Genomic DNA, 17329 nt, shown 5'->3' on the forward strand with positions numbered 1-17329 from the left:
GAATTCTCTTCTGTTCTCTTCTCTCACTCCGCTTCCGCGGGGATGCTTCCCCGCAGGCCGACAACCCGGGCCACGCTGTCGCGCTGGACCAAGATGAACCCCGAGAGGATGACCCCGAAGCCGAGAACGGTCGCCGACGAGACGGACTCGCCGAGGAAGGCCCACCCGGTGACGGTGGCGACGACCGGCATCGCGTAGGCGACGAGGTTGCCGCGGACGGGGCCGGCCTCCGCGAGGAGCGCGAAGTAGACCGGGTAGGCCGCGGCGGTCGCGGGCATGCCCACGTAGAGAATCGCGGCGACGAGTTCCGGCGACCACGCGACCTGCGTGACGGACTCGCCGAGACCGAGGCTGGCGGCGTGGATGCCGACGGCGGCGACCGCCATCGCCCACGCGGTCTGCGGGAGCGTCCCGATGGACGGCCCGACGCGCTTGAGCAGGACGGTCCCGAAGGCGACCGACAGCGCCGAACAGACGATGAGCGCCTGTCCGACGCTCCCGCCGCCGAGGACGCTCTCGGGGCCGACGATGACGACGACGCCGACGAGTCCGAGCAGGATGCCGGCGGCGTCGACCGCGGAGATGCGCGCGTCGTCGAGGAGCAAGACGGCGAACACCGGGGAGGCCACGGGCATGATGCTGTACATGACGGCCGCCGCGCCCGTCGTCGCGTGCTGCTGGCCGAGGAACAGGAACACGTTGTTCGCCCCGAGGACGAACGCGGCGCTGGCGAGGATGCCGAGCGCGTCCGCGCGGGTCCGCGGGAGCCAGTAGCCGCCGCGGACGGCGACGAGCGTCAGGAGGACGACGGCGGCGACGTCGACGCGGAAGGCCGCAAAGAGCACCGGCGGGACCGAGCCGATGGCGGCCTTGATGCCGACGAAGGAGGTGCCGAACAGCACCGCGGCCGCGACGAAGAGGACGAGGGTCCGGTGACGGCTCACGCCACCACCCCCCGCGCTGTGGCCGGCGTTCGATTCGCCGGGTGGGCGCGGGAGGTGGAGTGCGGTCGACGCTCGGTGCGTGGACGGCGTAAGGGCGTCGTCTGTATCACAACACATCCTGCGACTTCCGAAGGCATATGTCTAACGATTGGGCTTGTTGCAACACAATTCGAGCATTCGAGACACAGATTCACACGATTCGTTGACTAAATCAGGATAGAAGTTCTCATGGGTGGTGTTGCCACGAACCGTCGGGGTCGCGCAGACGGTCGCGCCGCTCGGGGCGTCGAACGCTCGTCGAAAATCGGGGGGCTGCGGTCAGTCGCGCTGTTCGGCTTCGACGCGGTCGGCGTGCTTTTCGAGGTCGGCCGCGAGGCTTCGAGCCTCCTCGGGCGACAGCGTCAGTTTGTCGGCGTGCGGCGGGAGCGCGTCGAGCTGCGTCCAGTCGAGTTCGAGTTCGAGGGTAATCTCGTCGGGGTGCTTCCGCGGCGAGGTGACGTTGCACACCGCGAACGCCGACTCCTCGAAGTCGTGACCCGTCGCCGACGCGTCGACGAGGTCCAGCGTCGTGTAGGCGTTGACCTTCAGGATTCGGTCTGGCATCTGTGATTGAGTATCGGCGTCGTCGTAAATAGGTAGCGCGGCGGCGAGTCGTCACCGACGCGGATCGGTCCCGAGACAGGTCCGCTCAGTCGTCGCTCGCGATGGGCGTGCCGTCACCGTGGGTCGGTGCGGGACTCGCGTCCATCGAGTCGTCTTCCGCGTAGGGGTACCACGTGCGCTTCGTGTTGTGCATCATCGGGTCCTCGTAGCTGGTCTCTTCGGGTTCGACCAGTTCGGCGAGGTCCTCCTCGTCCGTCCGGGCGACGAACTCGCGGAACGTCTCGTCGCCCTCGCGGCGCTCTTCGAAGTTCGCGAGCAGGTTCTTGATGGCACCCGGCACCTCGTCGACGGGGACGCGCTGGGTGACCCACTCGGCGAAGTTGGGGTTCTCGCCGAGGCCGCCGCCGAGGCCGATGTCGAGCGCCTCGACCGGCTCGCCGTCCTTGCGGGTCTTCATGCCGCGGAGGCTGATGTCCGCAATCTGCGGCTGGGCGCAGGAGGCCGTACAGCCCGAGAGGTGGATGTGGAAGTCCTCGACGCCTGCGGGGAGTTCGACGTTCTCCTTGAGCCAGCGGGCGTAGCGGACCTGCCGGTTCTTCGTCTCCACGATGGAGAGCGAACAGAACTCGGTGCCCGTACAGGCGATGGAGCCGCGCATGAACGGGTGCGGGTCGGGCGAGTAGTGGTCGAGGAGTTCCTCGTCCTGCAGCGCGTCGAGCTTCTCTTCGGGAACGTCGGTGATGATGACGTTCTGGCGCTGCGTGACGCGAACCTCGCCGGAGCCGTACTCGTCGGCGACGCGGGCGAGCTCCTTCGTGTCGTCGACGCCCATGCGGCCGACGAGGACGTCGAGTCCGACGTAGTAGTTGCCGTCGGCCTGCTCGTGGATGCCGACGTGGTCCGCGTGGCCGCCGTTGGCGTAGCCGGAGTTGTAGGAGTACTCCGAACGCAGGTCTTCGCCGGCGGTCTCCAGTTCGAAGTCGACGAACTCCTCCTGGAGGACGTTGCGGAACTTCTCCGCGCCCCACTCGTCCATCAGGAACTTGATGCGGGCGTTGTAGCGGTTGTCGCGGTCGCCGTTCTCGCGGAACAGCGCGGAGATGGCTCCCGAGACCTCGGCTGCCTGCTCGGGAGTCACGAACACGTCGATGTCGCGGGCGAGCCGCGGCTCGTTCCGCGAGAGGCCGCCGCCGATGCGGATGTTGAAGCCCCTCGTCTCCTCGCCGTCTATCTCCTTGGTCGCGGGTTCGAGCGCGAGGTCGTTGATGTCGCCCTGTCCGCAGCCCTCGCGGCAGCCGGTGACGGAGACCTTCCACTTCCGCGGGAGGTTCGAGTGGTCGTCGTTGCCTTTGAACGTCTCGTTGAGCTCCATCGCGACGGGGAGCGCGTCGACGTGCTCGTGTTTGTCCTTGCCGGCGACGGGGCAGCCGACGATGTTCCGCCACGAGTCACCACAGGCCTGCTGCGTCGAGAGACCGACCGATTCGAGTTTCTCGAAGATTTCCGGGATGTCCTCCAGTTTGATCCAGTGGAGCTGAATCGACTGGCGGGTCGTCCAGTCGACGTACCCGTTGCCGAAGATGGGGTTCTCGGCCGGGCCGCGAGCGTACTCGTCGGCGACTTCCGCGACGACTTCGGTCTGGCCGGGCGTCAGCACGCCGTTCGGCGTCCCGATGCGCATCATGAAGTAGCTCTCTTGGCCGTTGCGCTGGTGGTACAGCCCCCACCATTTGAAGCGCTCGAACCAGGCGTCTCGCTCGTCTTCCGGGATGGTGTCCCAGCCCTGCTCGGCGAATTCGAGCAGGTGCTCTCGTATCTCGTTACCGTAGACCTCCGACTTCCAGCGTTCGACGTCCGTGGGCATTCGTATGAATGTCCATATACGTGCCCACGTAAGGCCCCGAGCGTACCGTCAACCCTTCCCGGTGCTGCCCAAAAGCGGAGAATGTTGCCTATTCACTGTCGTCGCCGCGTCGAACCGGGAGGACGACCCGCTCGCGGTCGATATCGACGAATTCGCCCTCGCGGAGCCTCCCGACCGGAACCCAGCCGGGCACGCCCGCGTGGCCGCAGGCGATGCACTGGCCGTACACCTTCGCGGAGACGGTTCTGCCGTCCGCGCCGACGTCGAGGACGTTCTCGACGACGAAGTCGGGAAGCTCGCACCCACAGAATGACGGGTCGTCGAGCCGCCAGAGTTCGCTCACGCTCACTTCTCTGGCGTCGTTCACGGAGACCCACGCCCCGTCGTCGAGGACGCGCAGGGAGACGCTCATGGCTCACCCTCCGCGCTCCGGCTACCTATGCGGGGCGGCGCCCGCAATCCCCGCGGGGGAGCGCGACGCGCGTTCCGGCGGTCGTTCCGCCGTAGTCGTGCGATTGTGGCCGAAATCGGCCGTCAGAGGTAGGGGCAACCCGTTCCGGTAGCCGGGAGTGGGGGTACACATTACAGGTGCGGATTCCCTTATGCGGGTCCGCCCGGTACGTGGTGGTGATGAGTGACCACCGCACCGCCGTCCGACAACACGCCTCCGCCGACGTCGCCCCAGAGCTGTTCGAACCGTCACGGGAGGGCGACGCATGACCGGCGAGGCAGAACTCGAACCCGAACGCGACTGCGAGGCCGACGCCGAGGTCGAGTCGTCGACCGAGGCGGAGGAAGAAGACCCCACGGCTCACCTCAAAGACCTCGAAGACGGTGCGGGCTGTACCGAAATCTGGTCGCACCTCTCGGAGTCCCGCGAGGAGTAACCGCCCGCCGACCGGCCGCTGACCGCCCGCAATCGGTCGCTGTCGGCGTATCCCCGCCCCGGCCGTCCCTCGTTTGCCGGCCTCCAGCCACTCGCCCGTATTCCGCCCAGCGACCGTCCGCGCGCGAATCTCGCCTCTCGGGGGGACGTTTTTAAGCCAGAACGCGTTACCGATTCGTAGATGACGAACGACGAACGCCGACGAACGACTGAGGTCCCGGCCGACCGACGGGAACCGGTCGGTGAACCGGTCGTCCGCGGCGACCCCGCCGTCACGGGCGACCGCGCCCGCGAGGCCGTCGGCTTCGACCCCACCGACCCCGACAGCCTCGCCGAGGCCGCCAGAACGGTCCGCTCGTTTTCGGAGTCCACCGCCGGCGACGACGACCACGTGTTCATGCTCCGCGGCGCGGCCGCCTGCGCCGCGCTCGTCCGCGGTGTCGGTTCCTACAAGCGCGCCGCCGAGCGCGCCGGCGGCGACGTATCCGTCTCCTTCATCCGCAAGTGGGCCCGCGTCCACGACCTCCCGCAGTCCGTCCGCCGACACGTCGCCCGGGGTAGAATCGCTCCCACGGCCGCAAAACACATCGCCCGCGTCTCCGGCGACGCCAGACTCCACCTCGCGTGGGCCACGCTCGACGCCGGCCTGACCGTCCGCGAGGTCCGCCGCCTCGCCAGCGAGGTCAACGACGGCACGCCCGTTGTGGACGCGCTCTCGGCCCACGGCGTCGATATCGGCACGCTCGAGGTGACGCTCCCCGCCGACGTCTATCTCGAACTCCGCCGTCGTGCCTCGCTCGAAGACGCCGCTCCCGGCGACGTGGTCGCGGACGCCCTCGACGACTACCTCGACTGAAGAAAGCGCGTCGCAGTCTCCCGAATCACGTCCCGCGCGACCCCGACTTCTTCCCACTCGACGGTCTCGTCAGGGAAGTGCGCCTGGTCGATGTCGCCCGGTCCGAACAGCACCGTCGGGATACCCGCTTCGACGTAGTGCCGCGAGTCCGCCCCGTAGGTCACGCCGACCGGCTCGTCGTCGCGGCCGTCCGCCCGCAGCGCCCCGCGCAACGACTCCACGACCGGTTCGTCGGCGTCGATTTCGGCCGGCTCGAACTGCACCGAAAAGCGCTCGAACACTGGCGGGTGCGCCGAGAGCCACTCGTCGTCGGCGACGACGCGCGCCAGCCGTTCTTCGAACGCCGATTCGACCGCTGCGACCGTCTCCCCCGGCGCGACGCCGAGTCGCCACTCCGCGGTGAGCGTCCCCGCGACGCTCGACGCCCACGACCCGGCCTCGACGCGGCCGACGCAGACGGGCCACGGAATCGGGTAGTCGAAAAGCGGATGAGTGACCGCGTCGGTCCGCTCCGATTCGAGGTCGAAGAACGCTCCGCGAATCGCCTCGAACTTCTCGATGACGTCCACTCCGCGCCACCGCGAGGCCGCGTGTGCCGTCCGCCCGGTCAACCGGAGCCGCTTCATCACCGAGCCCTCGGTGGCGACGACCGGCTTGACCCGCGTCGGTTCGGCGACGAGCGCGGCGTCTCGCTCGAACGGATAGGGGGTGTCGAGCGCGGCCGCCGCGGCCCCGATGCCGCCTTCCTCCTCGCCGACGACGCTCTCGACGACCACCCGCCCGTCGAGGTCGAGATGGCCCGCCTCGACGGCGTCTCGGAGGTCGAGCGCGGCGAAGACGCACGCCGCGAGTCCCGCTTTCATGTCGGCCGCGCCGCGGGCGCTGACGGTGCCCGCGTCGTCGTCCCAGTCGGGTACAAACGGGTCGTGGGTCCACAGTTCCCTGTCGGCGGGCACCACGTCGACGTGGCCGTTGAGGACGAGCGTCCGGCCCGCGTCGGGGTCGCCGAACTCGACCACGCCGGCGACGCTCGGTCGGTTCGCCGCGTCGATGTCGTCGGGGTCGTCGGGAAACGACGGGTGTTCGGCCAGGCGCGCCGGGTCGGCGGTCCACTCGTGGGTGTCGAAGCCGAAGTCGTGTAGCCGGTTTTTGACCCACTGCTGAGCAGGGGCCTCGGCGCGGGCGACGCTCTCGAACCGGAGCAGCGTGTCCACGAAGTCGCGCAGGTCCATATTATGGGGGACGTGAACGGGGTACAAAGCAGGAGGGGGCGGCGAAAATAAACGCTTATCAGTATCCCCACTTAAAGAAAATCCGAGGGCTGGTAGCTCAGTTAGGCAGAGCGTCTGGCTTTTAACCAGACGGTCGGGGGTTCAAGTCCCTCCCAGCCCGTTTCTGCGACGGACTTCGTGCGGAGTGCAACGGCTCTGGAGTCGTCGAATCTGGGGGCGAGTCGCGCGGAACGTAAGCTACGCTTCGCCGTCCTCACCGGCCGCGTCGTCTTCTCGCTGCCTGATTTCCGCCTCCACCGGCGGCTCGAGACTGATGAGCTCGTAGAACTCCCCGTCTTTTCGAAAGCCGAGCACCACCTCGTCGACCCCCGTCGCCTCGTCCAACGTTAGCGTTAGATACTCTTCTGCCACGTCTGGTAGCCCTCCGAAACGTGTTACTCATCCAATCACACAACTGTTCTGGCAGACCCACAGTTCCGTGCGAAATTCGGACACGGCCGGTAACCGCCGCCCCGTGTTCATGCGAGAATCCTCGGAACTCGCGAATAGGACGTGTAGTCCGCCCACACTTCTGACGCATTCCCACGCGGGCGACACTGTGCGCTCACGTCGTCGGCTCAGTCGGTAGCAGTCCGGAAGCGGCAAACACCCTCCGCCCCGTGGCCACCGCCGACGGGTGGCAGGGGGCGACCGAGCGCCCGAAGACGTTCGCAACTGCACCGGTGAGTCCGACGCCCGCACCGACAGCGCGTCCGGGCAGGCCAAACTCGTTCAGGTCGGCTGAGCCCGCCCGGCGATTTTCGGTTATTCGAGGTCGAGGAGCGTCGCGGCCTCGTCGAGGAACTCCGCGTAGACCGACATCGCGTCCTCGATGGGTTCGGGCTCGGTCATGTCGACGCCGGCGGTTCGGAGCACGTCGAGTGGGTACTCGCTGCCGCCGAGCGCGAGCGCCTCGCGGTAGTCCGCCGCGGCGGCCTCGCCCTCCTCGCGGATGCGCTCGACGATGGCCGCCGCCGCGGAGATACCCGTCGCGTACTGGTAGACGTAGTAGTTGTAGTAGAAGTGCGGAATGCGCATCCACTCGCGGGCGATGCGGTCGTCGGTCGCCGCGGGCTCGTAGTACGCCGCCTTCAGGTCGCCGTACAGCTCGTCGAAGCGGTCGGGCGTGAGCGCGCCGTCGTCCTCGATTATCTCGTGAATCTGGAGCTCGAAGTCGGCGAACATCGTCTGGCGGAACAGCGTCGAGCGGAACCGCTCGAGGTACTCGTCGAGGACGTGCGTCCGGAGCTCGTCGTCGTCGACGTTCTCCAGGAGGTACTCGGTCAGGAGCGTCTCGTTGACCGTGGAGGCGACCTCGGCGGTGAAAATCTCGTAGCTCGCGTCGTGCCACGGCTGGGCGTCGTTGGCGAGTTCGGAGTGCATCGAGTGACCCAGTTCGTGGGCGAGCGTGAACATCGACGCCGCGTCGTCCTGGTAGTTCATCATGATGAACGGCTGGGTGTCGTAGGTGCCCGCGGAGTACGCCCCGGAGCGCTTACCGCGGTTCTCGTACACGTCGACCCAGCGGTCCTCGAGGCCCTCGGCCATCCGTTCTTGATACGCCTCGCCGAGCGGTTCGACGGCCTCGACGATGTACTCCTTCGCCTGCTCGTACGGAATCTCGGGGCCGTGGTCGCCGGTGAGCGACACGTACAGGTCCCACATCCGGAGTTCGTCCGCGCCGATGGCCTCACGCTTCAACTCGGCGTGGCGGTGGAGGTGCCCGAGGTTGTCGCGGACGGTGTCGAGCAGGTTGTCGTACACCTCGACCGGGACGTTGGGGCCGTCGAGGGCGGCCTCGCGGGCGGTCTCGTAATCGCGGATGCGCGCGGTCTTCACGTCCTTCTTGACGCTGTTTTTCAGCGAGGTGCCGACGGCGTTGCGCACGTCGGCCCAGCGGTCGTAGAACTCCTCGTGGACGGTCCGGCGGAACTCGCGGTCGGGGTGCTTCTGGAGCTTCGTGAAGTTGCCCTGCGTGATTTCGACCGACGTCCCGTCGGGCTTTTCGACGGTCGGGAACTCGAGGTCGGCGTTGGCCAGCATGGAGTAGATGTCGCTGGACGCGCCGGTCACCTCCGAGAGGTCGGCGAGAACCTCTTCGACCTCCGCGGAGCGGGTGTGTTCTTTCGTCCGGAGCACGTCGTCGAAGTAGTGCTCGTAGGCGTCGAGTTCGGGCTCCTTTTCGACGAACTCGGCGACGCCGTCGCGGCCGAGTTCCTGCAGTTCGGGGTCGAGGTAGCTGACCGCGCTACGGGCCTTCGACGCCAGCGCCTCGGCGCGACCGGCCTGCGCCTGGTACTCCTGGTTCCGGGTGTCTTGGCTGCTGCGGAGGTTCGCGTAGGAGACGACCATCGACACCTCGCGGAGCACCGACTCCATCGTCTCGAAGAGTTCGAGGAGCGTCTCGGGGTCCTCGGTGGCGCGGCCCTCGTAGCTCGCCAGTTCGGGAACGCGCTCTGCGACGTCCTCGTACGCCGCCTCCCACTCCTCGTCGGAGGCGTAGATGCTGTCGAGGTCCCACTTGTACTCCTCGTCGATGTCGCTCCGCTCGGGAACCGAACTCATGTCGGGTGATTCGACGCACGCGCGGGTGGTAAGCCTTATCAATCGACGGGCGAAGCGGGGTCGAGGAGGGCGGTCGCGTCGCGGTTAGTGTCGGGTCGCTCTCGCTTCTCGGACCTGCGAGCCGTCCCGGACTAAATCCTCGCAGTGCGGACAGACGCGGGGGGCGTCCATGCCCTCCGGGGCGAACACCCTGACGTAGCCTTCCGTGACGAAAGAATTGCAGTTCTGACATGTAGGCATGGCGGTCGTGCGTACCACGTCAACTGAGTTAGATGTTATGGGCGATTTTCGGCAGCCGACACCGGCATCGGATGCGGGGCTCGCCCGGGCCGACCCACCGGCGCAAACCACTTTGACCGGCGGGTGTGTGGAAGCCCCATGGACGACCTCTCCCCCGCAGTCCGCGAGGCGTTCGCCCGGACCTGGGTCGACGACCGCCCGTGGGCGTTCCTCACCGATCTGACCGCCATCGGCGACCGGATGGCCGGCGGGCCGGGCGACCGTCGGGCGAGTACGCTCGTCGCCGACGCTTTCACCGACGCGGGCGTCAGGCGCGTCGAGTTCGACCCCTTCGAGATGGCCCGGTGGACCCGCGGCGACACGACGCTCGACCTCACCGCGCCCGACGAGCGGCGCTTCGAGGCCGTCGCGCTCCCGTACGCCCCGCCGGCGGCCGTCTCCGGCCCGCTCGTGGATGTCGGCTACGGCACGCCCAGCGAAATCGACGCCGCCGACGTGGACGGCGCGCTCGCCGTCGCCAGCACGACGACCCCCGCCGGCGGCCGGTTCGTCCACCGGATGGAGAAGTTCAACTACGCAATCGACGCCGGTGCGGTCGGCTTCGTCTTCGTCAACCACGTCCCCGGGCAACTCCCACCGACCGGGGCGCTCCGCTACGACGAGGAGGCCGCCGCCCCCGCGGTCGGCGTGAGCGCCGAAACCGGGTCGTGGCTGACCGACTACGCGGCCCGCGGCGGCGAGGCGACCCTCGCCGTCGACGCCGAAACGACGCTCGGCGAGAGCCGGAACGTCGAGGGTCGCGTCGGCCCCGACACCGACCGCGAACTCATCTTGTGCGCCCACTTCGACGCCCACGACATCGCCGAGGGCGCGCTCGACAACGGCTGCGGCATCGCGGTCGTCGTCACCGCGGCGCGGCTCCTCGCCGAGATGGACCTCGACCTCGGCGTCCGCGTCGTCGGCGTCGGCGCGGAAGAACTCGGGCTGACCGGCTCCGAACACCTCGCCGACCGCCTCGACCTCGACCGCGTCGCCGCCGTCGTCAACGTCGACGGTGCGGGGCGGTTCCGCGACCTCGTCGCCCACAGCCACACCTCCGAGGCGACCGCCGAGGTGGCCACCCGGGTCGGGAACGAGACGCGCCACCCGGTCGAAATCGAACCCGAGCCGCACCCCTTCAGCGACCAGTGGCCGTTCGTCCGCGCCGGCGTCCCGGCGCTCCAACTCAGGAGCGAAAGCGGCGAGCGCGGCCGCGGGTGGGGCCACACCCACGCCGACACCCGCGACAAGGTCGACGACAGAAACGTCCGCGAACACGGGATGCTGACCGCGCTCGTCGTCCGCGAACTCGCGGCGGCGGCCGCCGACGGGGAGATTCAGCGGCTCGACGACGACGAACTCGCCGCGGCGTTCCGCGACGCCGACTTCGAGACGGGGATGAAGGCCGCGGGTATCTGGCCCGACGGCTGGGAGTGAGAACCGCGGTCAGTCGCCTGCGGACGGGTCGGAGCCTCCGTCGCGGTCGACGCCCGAGTCGTCGCGCCCGTTTGCCTCGCTGTCGACGACTTCGACCGTCAGGTCCGCGGCCGACAGCGCGCTTTTTGTCGCGGCCTCGACGACTATCCCGGCCCCGATGACGACGTAGTACATCCCGTAGACGAACGTCGGGACGGCGACGAGGAGGTAGAGCGCGAGGCCGGCGATGCCCGTCGTGCTGGCGAGGAAGCCGCCGACGGCGTTGCCGACGCCGATGATAAACAGGCCGAAGACGATGCGGAGGGTGGCGTCCCACGCGGCGGACCGGTCCATGCCTGAGCCGACGGCGAGCCGCGTGATGTGTCTACTGGTCGATACGCGGTGCGGACCCGCGAGAAGTCAGTCTCCCGCGCGTCAGCACACCGCGAGGAGTTCGTCCAGCGAGTCGAGTTCGTAGGTCGGTTCGGCGGCCAACTGGTAGCCGTCGCGGTGGGGTCGGCGGATGAACGCCGAGTCGATGCCGGCGCGGTCGGCCGCGACCACGTCGACGTTGCTGTCGCCGACGTAGAGCGCCGAGCCGACGCCGAGTTCGCCCATCGCGCGCTCGATGTAGTGGGGGTCCGGCTTCTTCACCCGAGCGCCCTCGACGGTCGGGTCGCGGCCGTAGGCCACCTCGAAGCGGTCGTCGATGTCGAACACGTCGAGGATGTGTTCGATGGTCGCGTGCTGGTTGTTGCTCACGACCGCCAGCGGGTGGTCGATGTCGTCGAGGGCGACCACGTCGTCGTACAGCGGCTTCGTCCCGTTTTCCAGACACGCCCGCTGGGTCGCCGCGGCGTGACTCTCGTGGTGCGACCAGAAGTCGTCGACCGGCACGTCGTGGACCGCACAGATGCGGCGCAGGCGCGTGAGTCCGCCGTTGATGACGCCGTCGACCGTCTCGGTCGTCGGCTCGACGTCGAACTCGGCGAACGCCCGTCTGACCGCCTCCCGTTGGACTTCGAGGAGCGTCGGCTTCGTCAGCACGCCGTCGTTGTCGAAGATGACAGCGTCGTAGCACATGGTCGGGGTTTCGCACCCGGGCCAGGATAACGTTACTATGTGCGACCCCAACCGCTCCGGAGAGCTATTGACTCCTTGCGTCTCCGCGGCTCCTCCCGACGCCGCCGTTTTCGCCGGCGGCGTCGGCGTTCCCGTCGCTGAGGTCGCCCGCCCGCTCGACCCCGTTGCGGATGCGCGAGCCGACGCGCCAGCCGATGCGGTCCGCGAGGGCCTGTTCGCCGAAAGCCGCGGCGGTGCTCTCGGCGGCCATCGAGTCCACGTCGAACTCGACGTTCGGGTAGTCGACCGCCGTGAGAAGCAGGGGGGTCGGCGGCGCGGCCGGGACGCCCTCGGGGCCAGCGAGGTGGCTGGGACCGAGCACGTCGTCCACCTTCGACGGCGGGGCCGCGCCCGACCCCACGGCGCGGACGAGCGAGACGAGTCTGCGGACGAGTTCGCGGGCGAAGCCGCCGGCCTCGACGCGGACGAGGAGGAAGTCGCCGTCGCGGGTCAGGTCGCCGTCGATGGCCCGGGCCGTCCCGTGGGCGTCGGGGGTGAGGTTGTGGAAGTCGTGTTCGCCGCGGCAGGCGTCGAAGGCGTCTCGCGCCCGGTCGTCGTCGAATCCGTCGCTCGGGGCGTGGAGGTCGTAGACGTACTCGCGGCGGGTCGGTCGGTGCCGGGCGTGGAAGTCGTCGGGGGCGTCGGCGTCGGCCCACGCTCGGACCGTTCCCGGTAGCTCCGAGTTCAGCGCCCGCGGCGTACACCAGTCGGGACACTCGAATGCGACGGTCTGGGCGAGCGCGGAGACGCCGGCGTCGGTCCGCCCGGCGGCGGCGTAGTCGGTCGGCTCCTCGTCGTCGTCGCAGACGCCGAGCGCGCGGCAGGCGTCGAAGAGGGCGTCTTCGACGGTCGGCACGTCCGGCTGTCGCTGGAACCCGTGGTACGGGCGTCCGTCGTAGGCGACGCGGAAGGCGCGCATGCCGGCTGCTTTCCCGGCGGACTACTTAACCGACTCCACCCGGTTCGACGGCTCCGACCCCGCGGTCATCCTGCGGTCGCCGCGCGCTCATCCGCGAGTCACTCCTCTTCGACCGGGGAGTCCTCGCTTCGGATGGTGAGCACCGGCACGTCGGCCATCCGGAGCACGCGCTCCGTGACGCTCCCGAGCAGGTAGCGCTCGATGCCCCGGCGGCCGTGGGTCCCCATCACGATGAGGTCCGCGTCGACCTCCTCGGCGTACCGGAGAATCGCCCGGTGCGGCGAGCCGTGTTCGACGGCCGTGACGACCTCGACGCCGACCGGTTCGGCCGCCTCCACGGCTTCGGAGACGATGCGCTCGCCTTCCTCCTCGTAGGCGCGGACGAGGCCGCCGGCGTCGAGTTGGGTCGCATGGAGGACGCGTTCGTCGACGACGTAGAGTGCGTACACCGTCGCGTCCGCCGTCGCGGCGAGGTCGATGGCGCGGTCGAGCGCCTCGTCGGCGGGGGCGCTCCCGTCGAGCGGGACGAGAATCCTGTCGTACATGTCACTCGTCTGTACGACGGGCGGGAACAAAAGGGCGTGCGCCGGTTCCGGGGCGCGGGAACGCGGCGGGAGTCTGCCGGTACGAGGACCGGGTTTCCCGGTGCGAGCCGGCGTTCGCTACTCGTAGTCCTCGTAGGTCGGCGCGTCGCGGTCGCCGGGGAAGTCGTCGACGGGGACGGTGGTCTGGTCGCCGCTCGCCATGTCCTTGACCGTCACCTCGCCGTTTTCGAGGTCGCGTTCACCGACGATGACGACCGTGTCGGCGTTGACGGAGTCGGCGTAGGACATCTGCGCGCCGAAGCTCCGGCCGGACACGTCGACCTCGACGACGTTGCCCGCGGTGCGGAGGTCGCGGGCGATGTCGGAGGCGACCGCGCGGGTGTCGCCGACGGTGAGGAGGTAGTAGTCGGTCGCCAGTTCCTCCTCGGGCCAGACGCCGGCGCGCTGGCAGAGCAGTTGGAGCGTCGCGCCGCCGATGCCGACGCCGACGGCGGGGGTCGGCTGGCCGCCGAACGACTCGATGAGGTCGTCGTAGCGGCCGCCGCCGAAGGTCGCCCGCGACACGTCGCCCGTGGAGTCGAAGCACTCGAAGACGACGCCGGTGTAGTAGTCCAGCCCGCGGGCGGTCGAAAGCGACACCTCGCAGAACTCGCCCGCGCCGAAGTCGTCGGCGGCGGCGAGGACGTTCCGGAGGTTCTCGACCGCGGCTTCGACGTCGTCGCCGCCGAATTCGGCGATTTCGTCGAGGTCGCCGCGCTCGATGAGGTCGGCGAACTCGCCGGCCTGGTCGTACGAGAGCCCGGCGTCCGAAAGCAGGCCGAGGTACTCCTCGCGTTCGACCTTCTCGGACTTGTCGACGGCGCGGACCGCGTCGGCCACGTCCACGTCGGCGTCGAACGACCGAAGCAGGCCGCCGAGGATGTCGCGGTGGGAGACGCGGAACTCGAAGTCGTCGGCGGTGAGGCCGAGGTCGGTCAGCGCGTCGGCGCAAAAGGCCAGAATCTCGGCGTCGGCCTCCGGCTCCGAGGAGCCGAAGATGTCGGCGTTGGTCTGGTAGAACTCGCGGAAACGGCCCTGTTGGACCTGTTCGTAGCGCCAGAAGGGTCGCGTCGAGACCCACTTGATGGGCTTCGACAGCGCCTGCTGTTTGGCGACGACCATCCGGGCAACCGTCGGCGTCAGCTCGGGCGTGAGGGTGACCTCGCGGCCGCCCTTGTCCTCGAAGGCGTACAGCTCCTCGACGATTTCTTCGCCGGACTTGTCGACGTACATCTGGGTCCGTTCGAGGTGGGGCGTCCCGATTTCGCGGAAGCCGTAGCGGGCGGCGGCGGTCTCGACGGTGTCGACGACCTCGCGCCGGGCCGACATCTCGCCGGGATAGAAGTCACGAAATCCCTTGAGTCGGTCGTACATGCGCGTTGGTTGGCGAAGGTCGCGCTTGAAACCTGTTGTTCGGGTCGGCGGGCGGTCGTCTGTTCGCTGTCGGTTCGCCGTCGAGTCGCCGGCGCGGCGCGGTTCGTCGGGCCGCGCCCGACTACCCGACCAGCGCCGCGAGCGCCGAGAGGTCGCCGAGGGCGATGAGCGAGACGCCCGCGACCGCGAGGACGGCCGCGGCGAGGCGGAGCCCGAACTGGGACTCCTTGAGGACGACCCCGCCGAGGACGACGGCGACGATGGCCTGCGTGTTGACGATGGGGGAGGCGATGCTCGCCGGTACCAGTCCGAAGGCGGTCGAGGTGACGTGCTCGCCGACGGCGACCAGCGCGCCCGCCGCGACGAACTTCGGAACGTCGCCGCGGATGCTCGTCCAGTTGCGGGCCGCGACGGGCAGAACGGCGAGCGCCGCGCCGGTGAACAGCACCGGGACGAACACGCTCGTTGGGATGCCGAGTTCCTGCAGGGCGACGCGCTTTCCCACGTCGCTGGCGGCGTAACAGGCCGCGCTCGCCAGCGCGAGTTGGGCGGGCCGCGAGCGGACCGCGCGCCGAAGCGGGTCGAGGAACGCCCCGCCCTCGTAGTTCGCGACGTAGACGGCGACGGTGGCGACCGCGACGCCGAGAACCTGTAGCCCGGTCAGAAACTGGTTCAGAAACAGGATTTCGATGGGGAGGACGAACACCGGGACGAGCTTGTTGATGGGCGCGACGTAGGACACGTCGCCGGCGGCGAGCGCGTCGACGAACAGGATGAACGCGACGCCGACCAGAACAGCCGTGCCGGCGACGATGAGGACTCCCATCGCACCGAGCTCGGCCAGCGAGGGCACGGCCGCGGGGTCGTACGTCACCGCCGTGACCGGGAGGTACAGGAGGACGGCGAAGGCGTTGACGACGACCGTGATGACCGCGCCGGAGTACCCCGGAAAGTACCGCTTCAGGGCGAAGATGTAGACGCCCCAGACGAACGCGGCGAGAACGGAGTAGGCGATGCCGGGGTCCATGATTCATCCGGCGCGCGGCGGGGTGAAAAACGACGCGGTACGGACCGAGCCGGCGGTTACCGGACAGCGGCGTCCTCAGCGTCGACCGTGGACGTAGCTCTGGATGTGGTCCGGGAACACCTCGTCGACCGCCGCCTGCCCGTGTTCGGCGGCGATGAGTTGGCGGAGTTCGCCCTCGTAGTCGGCCTTCGGAATCTCCTCGGACGGACCGGTTTCCACGTCGAGATGCGACTCCACGAGGCGGTCGACCGCGCCGCGGCCGAAGCCCGAAAGCGGCGAGAGATAATCGACGCCGTGGCGGTCTTCGAGGCTCTGGGCCTGCGCCCGGGAGATGGACGGGACGCGGTCGTCGCGGCGGGTGCCGTCGGCGACGGCGTCGAAGTCGAGGCCGCAGACCGCCTCGAGGGCGTGTTCGTGGACGCGCTGGATGCCGCCGCGGGGGTAGCCGTCTTCGACCATGCGGACGGTCGCCTCTTGTGCGACCTCGCGGTCGAGTTCCAGCGTCTCGAAGGCGTAGCCGAGCTCGGCCGCCGCGTCGCGGGCGTGCGTCCAGTCTTCCGTGACCCCGAAGTGGGCGGTCACGAGCGTCACGTCGTAGAAGGTATCGAGAAGCAGCGCGGCGAGCGAGGAGTCCTTGCCGCCGCTGTAGAGGAGCGCGAGTTCCACGTGTTACCGGCGTCGGATGTTGAAGCTCTTCGACTCGGGCTGCAGCTCTTTCAGGAGCGCCTTCATCTTGTCGTCGTCGATGCGGCCCTGGATGCGTCCGCTCTGGGCGAGGGCGACGATTTGGCGCTCGACCTGCTCTGCGAAGTCCGGCTTGGACATCTGCACCGCGTTGAGGCGCTGGCGGGCCTCGTCGGTCAGATGCTGTTTGAGAAGCGCCTGTTTCTGCTGTTCGGCGCGCTGTTGGGCGGCCTCCTCGGCCTGTTGTTGCTCGGCGGAGCCCTGTCCGCCGCCGCCCCGCTGTTCTTGGAGTTCCTGCATCTTCTTCTTTCGAAGCTCCTCCAGTCGCTCATCGTCGGGACTGCCACTCATACCCTAGCGCACGGTCCGATGTCTGAAAACCATTACGGACCCGCATACAGACGGCTCTCGGGGAATCCGCCGTCGAAGAAGAACTCTCGGTGTGTGTCGGCGGCTCTACGCGTAGCGTTCGAGTTCCGGGCGGTCGAGGTCGGAGAGCACGTCGGACGCGGCGTTGTCGAGGAAGCTCGTCCCCTCGGCGGTGATGCGGCGGCCCTCGCCCTTGGCGGTCTCGACGAGGCCTTCCTCTTCGAGCTGCTGGAGGAGCGTGCGGATGATGTTCTTGCTGCCGGCGTCGCTGTGCGCACCGGAGACGCTGTAGCGGTTGGAGCCGCGCTTGAGGCCGCCGTACTCGGTGGAGAGGCGGTCGACACCGACGGGGCCGTTCATGGCGACCTTGCGGAGCAGGCTCGCGCCGCGGACGAACCAGAAGTTGTCCTGCTGGGGCGGGAGTTCGCGGGTCTGGCCGCTCTTCGCGAAGGCCATCCAGTCGGGTTGCTCGATACGGTCCTCGAGTCGTCCGGCGACCTCTTCGATGAGGGCGTCCGCCGGGACGTCATAGATGGTTACCATGGCTATTGGTTCATAATCGCGGC

The 17329-nt window shown here is 68.6% G+C and carries 20 protein-coding genes and 1 tRNA gene; 4 read left to right on the top strand and 17 right to left on the bottom strand.

The window, feature by feature from the left end:
• Nucleotides 1–23: 23 nt before the first annotated feature.
• From C5B91_RS07495 to C5B91_RS07510, 4 genes are all read right to left on the bottom strand, one after another.
• The gene (locus C5B91_RS07495; RefSeq protein WP_115819761.1) at nucleotides 24–944 is read right to left on the bottom strand and encodes a DMT family transporter; all 921 of its coding nucleotides are present in this window, start codon (nucleotides 942–944) and stop codon (nucleotides 24–26) included.
• 318 nt (nucleotides 945–1262) lie between these two features.
• Entirely contained in the window at nucleotides 1263–1547 is a 285-nt protein-coding gene (locus C5B91_RS07500; RefSeq protein WP_008096578.1) for a DUF6360 family protein, read from the bottom strand.
• A gap of 85 nt (nucleotides 1548–1632) precedes the next feature.
• Nucleotides 1633–3411 carry a nitrite/sulfite reductase gene (locus C5B91_RS07505; RefSeq protein ID WP_008096577.1) on the bottom strand — a complete coding sequence of 593 codons (1779 nt, stop codon included), beginning with the start codon at nucleotides 3409–3411 and terminating at the stop codon, nucleotides 1633–1635.
• 88 nt (nucleotides 3412–3499) lie between these two features.
• Nucleotides 3500–3823: a hypothetical protein gene (locus tag C5B91_RS07510; protein WP_008096576.1), complete on the bottom strand. Its 324-nt coding sequence runs from the start codon at nucleotides 3821–3823 to the stop codon at nucleotides 3500–3502.
• Between the two features lie 304 nt (nucleotides 3824–4127).
• Here C5B91_RS07510 and C5B91_RS22350 point away from each other — a divergent pair, with 304 nt between their 5' ends.
• Both C5B91_RS22350 and C5B91_RS07515 read left to right on the top strand, forming a co-directional pair.
• The gene (locus tag C5B91_RS22350) at nucleotides 4128–4298 is read left to right on the top strand and encodes a hypothetical protein (RefSeq protein WP_199519526.1); all 171 of its coding nucleotides are present in this window, start codon (nucleotides 4128–4130) and stop codon (nucleotides 4296–4298) included.
• Between the two features lie 180 nt (nucleotides 4299–4478).
• A complete protein-coding gene (locus C5B91_RS07515) occupies nucleotides 4479–5153 on the top strand; it encodes a hypothetical protein (RefSeq protein WP_004976434.1) in 675 nt (224 codons plus the stop codon).
• On the opposite strand, the gene C5B91_RS07520 is transcribed toward C5B91_RS07515, so the two are convergent.
• Nucleotides 5141–6385: a M20/M25/M40 family metallo-hydrolase gene (locus C5B91_RS07520; protein WP_049967397.1), complete on the bottom strand. Its 1245-nt coding sequence runs from the start codon at nucleotides 6383–6385 to the stop codon at nucleotides 5141–5143. The two genes, C5B91_RS07515 and C5B91_RS07520, sit on opposite strands and share 13 nt — an antisense overlap.
• Nucleotides 6386–6471: 86 nt before the next feature.
• Between C5B91_RS07520 and C5B91_RS07525 the strand changes: the two genes are divergently transcribed.
• Nucleotides 6472–6545 (top strand) — tRNA-Lys (locus C5B91_RS07525).
• A 77-nt stretch (nucleotides 6546–6622) separates the two neighbouring features.
• On the opposite strand, the gene C5B91_RS22065 is transcribed toward C5B91_RS07525, so the two are convergent.
• The 3 genes from C5B91_RS22065 to C5B91_RS22355 form a co-directional block, all read right to left on the bottom strand.
• Complete coding sequence (locus C5B91_RS22065) at nucleotides 6623–6796, bottom strand: hypothetical protein (RefSeq protein ID WP_156037871.1); 174 nt, start codon at nucleotides 6794–6796, stop codon at nucleotides 6623–6625.
• A 393-nt stretch (nucleotides 6797–7189) separates the two neighbouring features.
• Entirely contained in the window at nucleotides 7190–8989 is a 1800-nt protein-coding gene (gene pepF / locus C5B91_RS07530; RefSeq protein ID WP_008096571.1) for an oligoendopeptidase F, read from the bottom strand.
• Nucleotides 8990–9073: 84 nt separating this feature from the next.
• Nucleotides 9074–9229, bottom strand: coding sequence for a hypothetical protein (locus C5B91_RS22355; protein WP_013035426.1), 156 nt, complete (start codon nucleotides 9227–9229; stop codon nucleotides 9074–9076).
• A 138-nt stretch (nucleotides 9230–9367) separates the two neighbouring features.
• Between C5B91_RS22355 and C5B91_RS07535 the strand changes: the two genes are divergently transcribed.
• On the top strand, nucleotides 9368–10705 hold the full coding sequence (locus tag C5B91_RS07535) for a M28 family metallopeptidase (RefSeq protein WP_049967398.1): 1338 nt from the start codon (nucleotides 9368–9370) through the stop codon (nucleotides 10703–10705).
• 9 nt (nucleotides 10706–10714) lie between these two features.
• Here C5B91_RS07535 and C5B91_RS07540 read toward each other — a convergent pair whose 3' ends face one another.
• The 9 genes from C5B91_RS07540 to C5B91_RS07580 all read right to left on the bottom strand — a co-directional run bounded on the left by C5B91_RS07540 (nucleotide 10715) and on the right by C5B91_RS07580 (nucleotide 17306).
• Nucleotides 10715–11038, bottom strand: coding sequence for a hypothetical protein (locus tag C5B91_RS07540; RefSeq protein ID WP_008096569.1), 324 nt, complete (start codon nucleotides 11036–11038; stop codon nucleotides 10715–10717).
• An 81-nt stretch (nucleotides 11039–11119) separates the two neighbouring features.
• The gene (locus tag C5B91_RS07545) at nucleotides 11120–11767 is read right to left on the bottom strand and encodes an HAD family hydrolase (RefSeq protein WP_008096568.1); all 648 of its coding nucleotides are present in this window, start codon (nucleotides 11765–11767) and stop codon (nucleotides 11120–11122) included.
• A 64-nt stretch (nucleotides 11768–11831) separates the two neighbouring features.
• The gene (truA, locus tag C5B91_RS07550) at nucleotides 11832–12725 is read right to left on the bottom strand and encodes a tRNA pseudouridine(38-40) synthase TruA (protein ID WP_115819760.1); all 894 of its coding nucleotides are present in this window, start codon (nucleotides 12723–12725) and stop codon (nucleotides 11832–11834) included.
• A gap of 98 nt (nucleotides 12726–12823) precedes the next feature.
• Nucleotides 12824–13270: a universal stress protein gene (locus C5B91_RS07555; protein ID WP_008096566.1), complete on the bottom strand. Its 447-nt coding sequence runs from the start codon at nucleotides 13268–13270 to the stop codon at nucleotides 12824–12826.
• Nucleotides 13271–13387: 117 nt separating this feature from the next.
• Nucleotides 13388–14683 carry a histidine--tRNA ligase gene (gene hisS, locus C5B91_RS07560; RefSeq protein ID WP_008096565.1) on the bottom strand — a complete coding sequence of 432 codons (1296 nt, stop codon included), beginning with the start codon at nucleotides 14681–14683 and terminating at the stop codon, nucleotides 13388–13390.
• 121 nt (nucleotides 14684–14804) lie between these two features.
• Nucleotides 14805–15710, bottom strand: a complete 906-nt coding sequence (locus C5B91_RS07565; RefSeq protein ID WP_008096564.1) for an EamA family transporter — start codon at nucleotides 15708–15710, stop codon at nucleotides 14805–14807.
• A 75-nt stretch (nucleotides 15711–15785) separates the two neighbouring features.
• Nucleotides 15786–16376 carry a hypothetical protein gene (locus C5B91_RS07570; protein WP_008096562.1) on the bottom strand — a complete coding sequence of 197 codons (591 nt, stop codon included), beginning with the start codon at nucleotides 16374–16376 and terminating at the stop codon, nucleotides 15786–15788.
• Between the two features lie 3 nt (nucleotides 16377–16379).
• Complete coding sequence (locus tag C5B91_RS07575; protein WP_004976420.1) at nucleotides 16380–16745, bottom strand: DNA-binding protein; 366 nt, start codon at nucleotides 16743–16745, stop codon at nucleotides 16380–16382.
• A 105-nt stretch (nucleotides 16746–16850) separates the two neighbouring features.
• Nucleotides 16851–17306 carry a 30S ribosomal protein S19e gene (locus C5B91_RS07580; RefSeq protein WP_004976418.1) on the bottom strand — a complete coding sequence of 152 codons (456 nt, stop codon included), beginning with the start codon at nucleotides 17304–17306 and terminating at the stop codon, nucleotides 16851–16853.
• Nucleotides 17307–17329 lie beyond the last annotated feature (23 nt).

The organism is Haloferax sp. Atlit-10N, assembly GCF_003586325.1.
In the GTDB taxonomy this organism is placed as follows: domain Archaea; phylum Halobacteriota; class Halobacteria; order Halobacteriales; family Haloferacaceae; genus Haloferax; species Haloferax prahovense.

Excerpts from the sequence above, each read along its gene's own strand:
- C5B91_RS07545 (WP_008096568.1), bottom strand. The coding sequence starts at position 11,767 with ATGTGCTACGACGCTGTCATCTTCGACAACGACGGCGTGCTGACGAAG.
- C5B91_RS07500 (WP_008096578.1), bottom strand. The coding sequence starts at position 1,547 with ATGCCAGACCGAATCCTGAAGGTCAACGCCTACACGACGCTGGACCTC.
- C5B91_RS07565 (WP_008096564.1), bottom strand. The coding sequence starts at position 15,710 with ATGGACCCCGGCATCGCCTACTCCGTTCTCGCCGCGTTCGTCTGGGGC.
- C5B91_RS07535 (WP_049967398.1), top strand. The coding sequence starts at position 9,368 with ATGGACGACCTCTCCCCCGCAGTCCGCGAGGCGTTCGCCCGGACCTGG.
- hisS (WP_008096565.1), bottom strand. The coding sequence starts at position 14,683 with ATGTACGACCGACTCAAGGGATTTCGTGACTTCTATCCCGGCGAGATG.
- C5B91_RS22355 (WP_013035426.1), bottom strand. The coding sequence starts at position 9,229 with ATGCCTACATGTCAGAACTGCAATTCTTTCGTCACGGAAGGCTACGTC.
- C5B91_RS07575 (WP_004976420.1), bottom strand. The coding sequence starts at position 16,745 with ATGAGTGGCAGTCCCGACGATGAGCGACTGGAGGAGCTTCGAAAGAAG.
- pepF (WP_008096571.1), bottom strand. The coding sequence starts at position 8,989 with ATGAGTTCGGTTCCCGAGCGGAGCGACATCGACGAGGAGTACAAGTGG.
- C5B91_RS07510 (WP_008096576.1), bottom strand. The coding sequence starts at position 3,823 with ATGAGCGTCTCCCTGCGCGTCCTCGACGACGGGGCGTGGGTCTCCGTG.
- C5B91_RS07580 (WP_004976418.1), bottom strand. The coding sequence starts at position 17,306 with ATGGTAACCATCTATGACGTCCCGGCGGACGCCCTCATCGAAGAGGTC.
- C5B91_RS22350 (WP_199519526.1), top strand. The coding sequence starts at position 4,128 with ATGACCGGCGAGGCAGAACTCGAACCCGAACGCGACTGCGAGGCCGAC.
- truA (WP_115819760.1), bottom strand. The coding sequence starts at position 12,725 with ATGCGCGCCTTCCGCGTCGCCTACGACGGACGCCCGTACCACGGGTTC.
- C5B91_RS07505 (WP_008096577.1), bottom strand. The coding sequence starts at position 3,411 with ATGCCCACGGACGTCGAACGCTGGAAGTCGGAGGTCTACGGTAACGAG.
- C5B91_RS07555 (WP_008096566.1), bottom strand. The coding sequence starts at position 13,270 with ATGTACGACAGGATTCTCGTCCCGCTCGACGGGAGCGCCCCCGCCGAC.
- C5B91_RS07540 (WP_008096569.1), bottom strand. The coding sequence starts at position 11,038 with ATGGACCGGTCCGCCGCGTGGGACGCCACCCTCCGCATCGTCTTCGGC.
- C5B91_RS07520 (WP_049967397.1), bottom strand. The coding sequence starts at position 6,385 with ATGGACCTGCGCGACTTCGTGGACACGCTGCTCCGGTTCGAGAGCGTC.
- C5B91_RS07515 (WP_004976434.1), top strand. The coding sequence starts at position 4,479 with ATGACGAACGACGAACGCCGACGAACGACTGAGGTCCCGGCCGACCGA.